Origin of the sequence: Streptomyces purpurogeneiscleroticus, from assembly GCF_020024005.1 — a bacterium.
Taxonomy (GTDB): domain Bacteria; phylum Actinomycetota; class Actinomycetes; order Streptomycetales; family Streptomycetaceae; genus Streptomyces; species Streptomyces purpurogeneiscleroticus.
Map to the genome: position 1 here is coordinate 1 of NZ_NHSG01000027.1, position 5,819 is coordinate 5,819.

The window sequence follows — 5,819 nt, forward strand, 5'->3', positions numbered from 1 at the left end:
ACCGTCCCCCCTGTGCCCCCACCCACGCGATGCCAGTCCAGCCACGCGATGCCAGTCCATGCCGGCCCAGCGTGACCCGCCGTGACGGGCACACGCCAGACGCGAACGGCGTATTGCGCATGAGGGACGAGAGACGCGGTACGGGCCGTGCGGTACGCGCTGTACGGAAGGTCCGGTAGGGGCGCTCGTACGAACGCCCCAGTGCGGGCAGTACGACGGGCTGTGGCCGGTGCGGTCACTACGTCAGTACGTGGCCGGTGCGGCCAGTACGTCGGTCCGTGGTCGGTGTGGTCAGTACGTCAGTACGTGGTCGATGCGGCTAGTAGGGCCGACTGTGGCTGATGCAGTCAGCAGGGCAGCCCGTAGCCGATGTGGTCAGTACGACAAGCCGTGGCCGATCGGGAAGAGTTCCGTGCCGGGTGCGTCGGCGCGCATGACCGGAACCGGCAGCCTGCCCTTCGGCTCCCGGCGGCCCGCGATCACCCGGGCGGCGGCGCGCAGTTCGACATCCGTCCACGAGTAGCTGGCCAGCGCCGCCTTGACGCCGTCGAGCTGGGCGATGTCGTACGGATTCCGGATCGCCAGCTGCACCACCGGCTTCCCGGAGTCCAGGAGGGCCCGCACCAGCCCCCGTTGCGAGGATGCCGCGGTGACGTTGTACGTGGCGACGACCACCGCGTCGTGGTCCGCCAGCGCCGCCACCGCCGCGTCGGTCTGCGCCTGGGTGGGCGCCGTGCCCGTGGAGTGCGCGGTGGCGGTGAAGCCCAGCTCGCCGAGGGTGCGCGCGAGCACGCCGGTGGGCGGGCCGCCGGTGCCGGACGGCGCGGCCGGGTCGGCGCCGACCACCAGGACGCGGCGGGCGCTGCGCCGGGAGAGCGGCAGCAGCCCACCCTCGTTGACCAGCAGCGTCGTGGTCCGGTCGGCGATCTTGTCGGCAGTCCTGAGGTGCCGCTTCGTGCCGACCGTACGGTCCACCGCGCGCCGCGAGGTGTACGGACCGGCGAACAGCCCGCGCCGCTCCTTCAGCACCAGGATGCGCAGCAGCTTCTCGTCGATCTCCCGCTCGCTCAGTTCCCCGTTGCCCACGGCCGTGAGCACGCCCTTGTACGCGGCCTCCAGGTCCGGCGGGTTCAGCAGCTGATCGACGCCGGCCTTCAGGGCGAGCACCGGGACGCGGTCGTCCCCGTACTTCTTGCGCACGCCCTCCATGCCGAGCGAGTCGGTGACCACCACGCCGTCGTAACCGAGGCGCTCGCGCAGGATGCCGGTGAGGATCGGCCGGGAGAGCGTGGCGGGGTCCTCGCTCTTGTCGAACGCGGGGACGACGATATGCGCCGTCATGATTGAATCTATTCCCGCCGCGATGGCCGCCTTGAAGGGCGGCGCGTCCAGGCGCTCCCACTCCTCGGCGGAGTGGTGGATGTACGGGATCCCGATGTGGCTGTCGGTGTCGGTGTCACCGTGGCCGGGGAAGTGCTTGGCGGTCGCGGCCACGCCGGCCGCCTGATACCCCTTCACCTCCGCGGCGACGAACCGGGCCACCGCCTGGGGATCGGCGCCGAACGACCGCACACCGATGACCGGGTTCGCGGGATTGACGTTCACATCCGCGGTGGGAGCGTAGTCCTGGCGGATGCCCATGGCGTACAGCTCGGCGCCGGAGATCCGGCCGACCGTCTCCACGTCCTCCCGCGAGCCGCCCGCCGCCAGGGCCATCGCCCCGGGGAAGAGCGTGGCGGGCGCGCCGATCCGGGTCACTATTCCGTGTTCCTGGTCGGTGGCGATCAGCAGCGGCACGGGGACGCGCTGGGCGGCGCCCGCCTGCTGGATACCGTTCGAGAGGTCGGCGATCTGGCGCGGATTGCGGGTGTTGTGCGCCCAGGAGAAGTAGATGATGCCGCCGACGTGGTACTTCGCGATCAGCTCGGCGGCGTTCGCGACGCCGATCTCCTTGCGGTTGGCCTCGACGTCGGCGGGGTCGGGCGCGGTGGCGGAGTGCCCGTACACCCGCATCACGAAGAGCTGCCCGACCTTCTCCTCCAAACTCATCCGGGCAATGAGCCCCCGCAGCCGGTCCCGCACGTCCCGCGCCGGCCCGGCGGGCGCGGCGTAGGCGGTACCGGCGGTGGCCACGGCGGTCGCCGCCGCAGCGGCAGCGGTCAGAACGGCACGTCTGGAGTGGTCGGTGGCTCTGGAGTGATCGGCGGGCCGGGGAACGGAACGATCGGCGGCCTCGGAAGCGGCCTTGGAAATGGAACGATCGGCGGGGCCGGGAACGGAACGATCGGCGGGGGCGGAGTGTTCGGTTGCTCTGGGGCGATCGGCACGGCTGGGGCGAGCGGTACGTCTGGAGTGCATGTGCGCTCCTTCCGGAGGGCTCCTCGGAGGCTTCCTCGCTGACTTCCTCGGTGACTCGTGACTCCTCAGCGGTTCCCCGGCGCCGACGGCACCGCACGGCCGGGGCGGCGTGGCACAGACCGCTCCCACCCGCCCAGTCCCAGGCATATAGGCGTATTGAAGGAAACTGCCAAGGAGACACGGATATCCGGAAAACAATTGCCGGTCAATGCCCCGGCACCAACCGGGTGATCACGCGACCGGGGGTACGGGGAGGTACGGGCGCGGGCGCGGCGGCGCCGGGCGTGGCAACGGAGAGGCGGCTCCGAACGGCGGTCGCCCCGGGAGGAGATCCGCCACCGGCGCGTGAGGAGGGGGGTGCGCCGGTGGCGGTGTGCTGCCGGCCGCAGGCGGTGGAGAGGGTGGTCAGCGACGCAGCCAGCAGCGAGGCCGACACCGCTTTGCGGAGACTCACCGGCAGTACGTCGTTGTGACGGACCGGCAACGCCGTGGGTTCCCCGGAACCGCCCCACCTCGCAAGATTGGTACAGATTGGTACTACTGGCACACGGTGGACCGCCCGAGGGTCCTACTTCTGCAGCGTGGCCAGGAGCTGCTCCAGATATTCGCGGCCGGGGCGGAGCAGGTCGGGGAGTGCGGGTGCCTCGCGGTACCACCGCTTCTCGTACTCCCAGCACAGCCAGCCGTCCCAACCGTCCCCGACGAGCGCGCCGAGGCAGTCGGCCAGTGGGAGCACCCCGGCGCCGAGAGGCAACGGCGTCTTGTCCTCCGCCGAGGCGACGTCCTTGACCTGGACATAGCCCAGATGGGGGGCGAGTACGGCCTGCGTAGCGGCCGGGTCCTCACCACCGAGCCAGGTGTGCAGCACGTCCCACAGCGCCCCGACGGACCCGTGCCCCACCGGCCCGACCACACGCGCCGCCGCGGCCCCCGTACGGTGCGAGTCGTGCGTCTCCAGCAGCACGGACACACCGCGGTCCGCGGCGAGCGGCGCGATGGCTCCGAGCCGACGGGCGGCGTCCGCGTCGGCCTCCGCGGCCGGCCGGTCACCCGCACCGGGGAACACCCGTACGTACGAGGCGCCCACATCCGCCGCGAGCCCGACCAGCCCCGCCAACTCGTCCGCGACCGCCGCCTCACCCGCCGCGTCCTGAGCCTCGGCGACCTTCGCGTACCCGGCGATGGTGAGAATCTCCACCCCGGCGTCCGCGAACTCCCGGGCGACCTCGGCACGTTCGCCGGGACCGAGGCCCGTGTGCACCGGTTCCTCCGGATGGGCGCGCAGCTCCACCCCGTGGTACCCGGCGCCGGCGGCGAGCCCGGCCACGTCCCGTACCGGCATCCCGGGCACGCCCAGCGTCGAGAAGGCGAATCGCATAGCCCTACAGCCCTACCTTTCCCAGCCCTTCACGAACAACCTCGTACGGTTCCCGCTGCACTGCATTGCACTCCCTGCCCTGCCCTGCCCTGCACCGCAGCGCTCCGCACCGCTTCCCACCGCTCCGCACCGAACCGTCCCGTCGACCAACGGTGCACAGTCACAGTCACAACCACGGCCCACAGCAGCGTCAGGACCACGGTCTCAGCCCACGCCTCACCGCCGCAGCCGCAACGCACAGTCTCAGCCCACGGCTCACCGCCGCAGCCCCGACGCACAGTCTCGGCCGACGGCTCCCCGCTACAGCCGGGGCTCGCAGTCCCAGCCTGCGGTTCACCGTCTCGGCCGACGACTCACAGCCGCAGTCGCCAGTCCTGCCCGACCAGGTCCTGTCCGAAACTGTGGTGCGGCCGCTCGGCGACCAGCTCGAACCCGGCCCGCTCGTAGATCCGCCGGGCGGACGTCAGGACGCTGTTGGTCCACAGCACCAGCTCCTCGTACCCGGCGTCCCGGGCGAAGTCCGTGCAGGCCGTCACCAGCCGCCCGCCGATGCCGTGACCGCGGGCCTCCGGCTCCACGAGCAGCAACCGCAGCCGAGCCGTGCGTATCCGCTGTATCCGCTCCCGCCGACCGCTCCCGTCCTCCCCATCGGTCTGCGCCCCCTCGTCCGCCCGGTCCCGGACGCACATCACCTGGCCCGTCGGTTTGCCGTTCAGTTCGGCGATCCAGGCGCGGTCCCAGCGCGGGTCGAAGTGCTCGGCGAACTCGGCGACGATGTGGGCCACCAGCGCTTCGTAGGAGAGGTCGAAGCCGTACTCGCGGGCATAGAGCTCGGCGTTGCGCTGCACCATCCAGCCGAGGTCGCCGGGGCGCGTGGTCCGCAGGGTCACCCGGTCCGAGGGCGGTCCGGAACGGGCGTCGGACGCGGGCTGCGGACCGGCGTCCGGTGAGCCGGCATTCGATGGGGCGATACCCGATACGGCGGCATCCGATACGGCGGCATTCGATGGGTCGCCATCCGATGGGCCGGTGTCGCCGAGCAGCTCGCGGATCGTCGCCATGGACTCCACCAGCCGGGCACGGTCCGGTCCGGGCAGCTTTTCCAGGAGTCGGCCGGCGTGGTCCTGCGACCGCTCCTCCAGGATGGACGCCGCCTCCCGGCCGTGCGCGGTGAGCATGACGCGCCGGCGTCGCGAGTCCTCCTCCGAGCGGCCGGTGGTGATCAGCTCGCGCTCCTCGAACTTCCCGAGCAGACGGCTGAGATACCCCGCGTCCAGGGAGAGCGTGAGCCGCAGGTCCGCGGCGTCCACCTGACCAGGGCTGTTGGCGAGCTCGTACAGCAGCCGGGCCTCGGTGAGCGTGTACGGACTGTAGAGATGGCGGCCGTAGTCGAGCGCGCCGATGAGGTTGGTGTAGAAGCGGTTGAAGCGGCGGAATTCCTGGACGGTCATGGCATCCCCCAAAAACCTTGACTGAGTCAAGAATAGGGCGGAGCCGTCGACTTGCGTATCACCAATTCGGATGAAAGCAGCACCACGCCGTCCGCCGGCGCAGGCTCCCGGCCCATCGCCAGCCGGCCGGCCCGTGCTCCGGCCTCGGTCAGCGGCAGCCGGACGGTCGTCAGCGCCGGCACCGCGTCCATGCTGAAGGGCAGATCGTCGAAGCCTGCGACCGAGACGTCCTCGGGAACCCGCAGCCCGTGCTCGCGCAGCGCGGCGCAGACGCCGAGCGCGACCGTGTCATTGGCCGCGACGACGGCGGTCAGTTCCTCGTCCCGCCGGAGGAGTTCGTGGGCTGCCGTGTAGCCGGAGGCCCGGTCGTAGGCGCCGTGGACCGTGCGGCCGGGCACGTCCTCGATGCCGTGCGCCGTGAGGGCGGCGCGGTGGCCCTCCAGCCGGTGCCGGGTGGTGGTGAGCCCCTCGGGACCCGCGACGCATCCGATGCGGCGGTGGCCGAGGGCGACCAGATGCTCGGTCAGTGCCCGCGCGCCGCCCCGGTTGTCGAACGCGACGGTCAGCGGAGCAGGCCCCGCGTCAGCGCCGGGAGCCGGGGAAGTCCCCGACGAGCCCCCCGCCGGTCCCTC

General features: G+C 71.7%; 4 protein-coding genes. All 4 read right to left on the bottom strand.

From position 1 onward, the window contains the following. Window positions 1–375: 375 nt before the first annotated feature. Entirely contained in the window at window positions 376–2,133 is a 1,758-nt protein-coding gene (locus CCS38_RS00730) for a glycoside hydrolase family 3 protein (RefSeq protein WP_223731218.1), read from the bottom strand. A gap of 793 nt (window positions 2,134–2,926) precedes the next feature. Further along, window positions 2,927–3,736: a sugar phosphate isomerase/epimerase family protein gene (locus tag CCS38_RS00735; RefSeq protein WP_223731219.1), complete on the bottom strand. Its 810-nt coding sequence runs from the start codon at window positions 3,734–3,736 to the stop codon at window positions 2,927–2,929. Window positions 3,737–4,089: 353 nt separating this feature from the next. Further along, entirely contained in the window at window positions 4,090–5,187 is a 1,098-nt protein-coding gene (locus CCS38_RS00740; RefSeq protein ID WP_223731220.1) for a helix-turn-helix domain-containing GNAT family N-acetyltransferase, read from the bottom strand. 26 nt (window positions 5,188–5,213) lie between these two features. Beyond that, on the bottom strand, window positions 5,214–5,819 hold a 606-nt coding region (locus tag CCS38_RS00745), incomplete at its 5' end, for a LacI family DNA-binding transcriptional regulator (protein WP_223731221.1).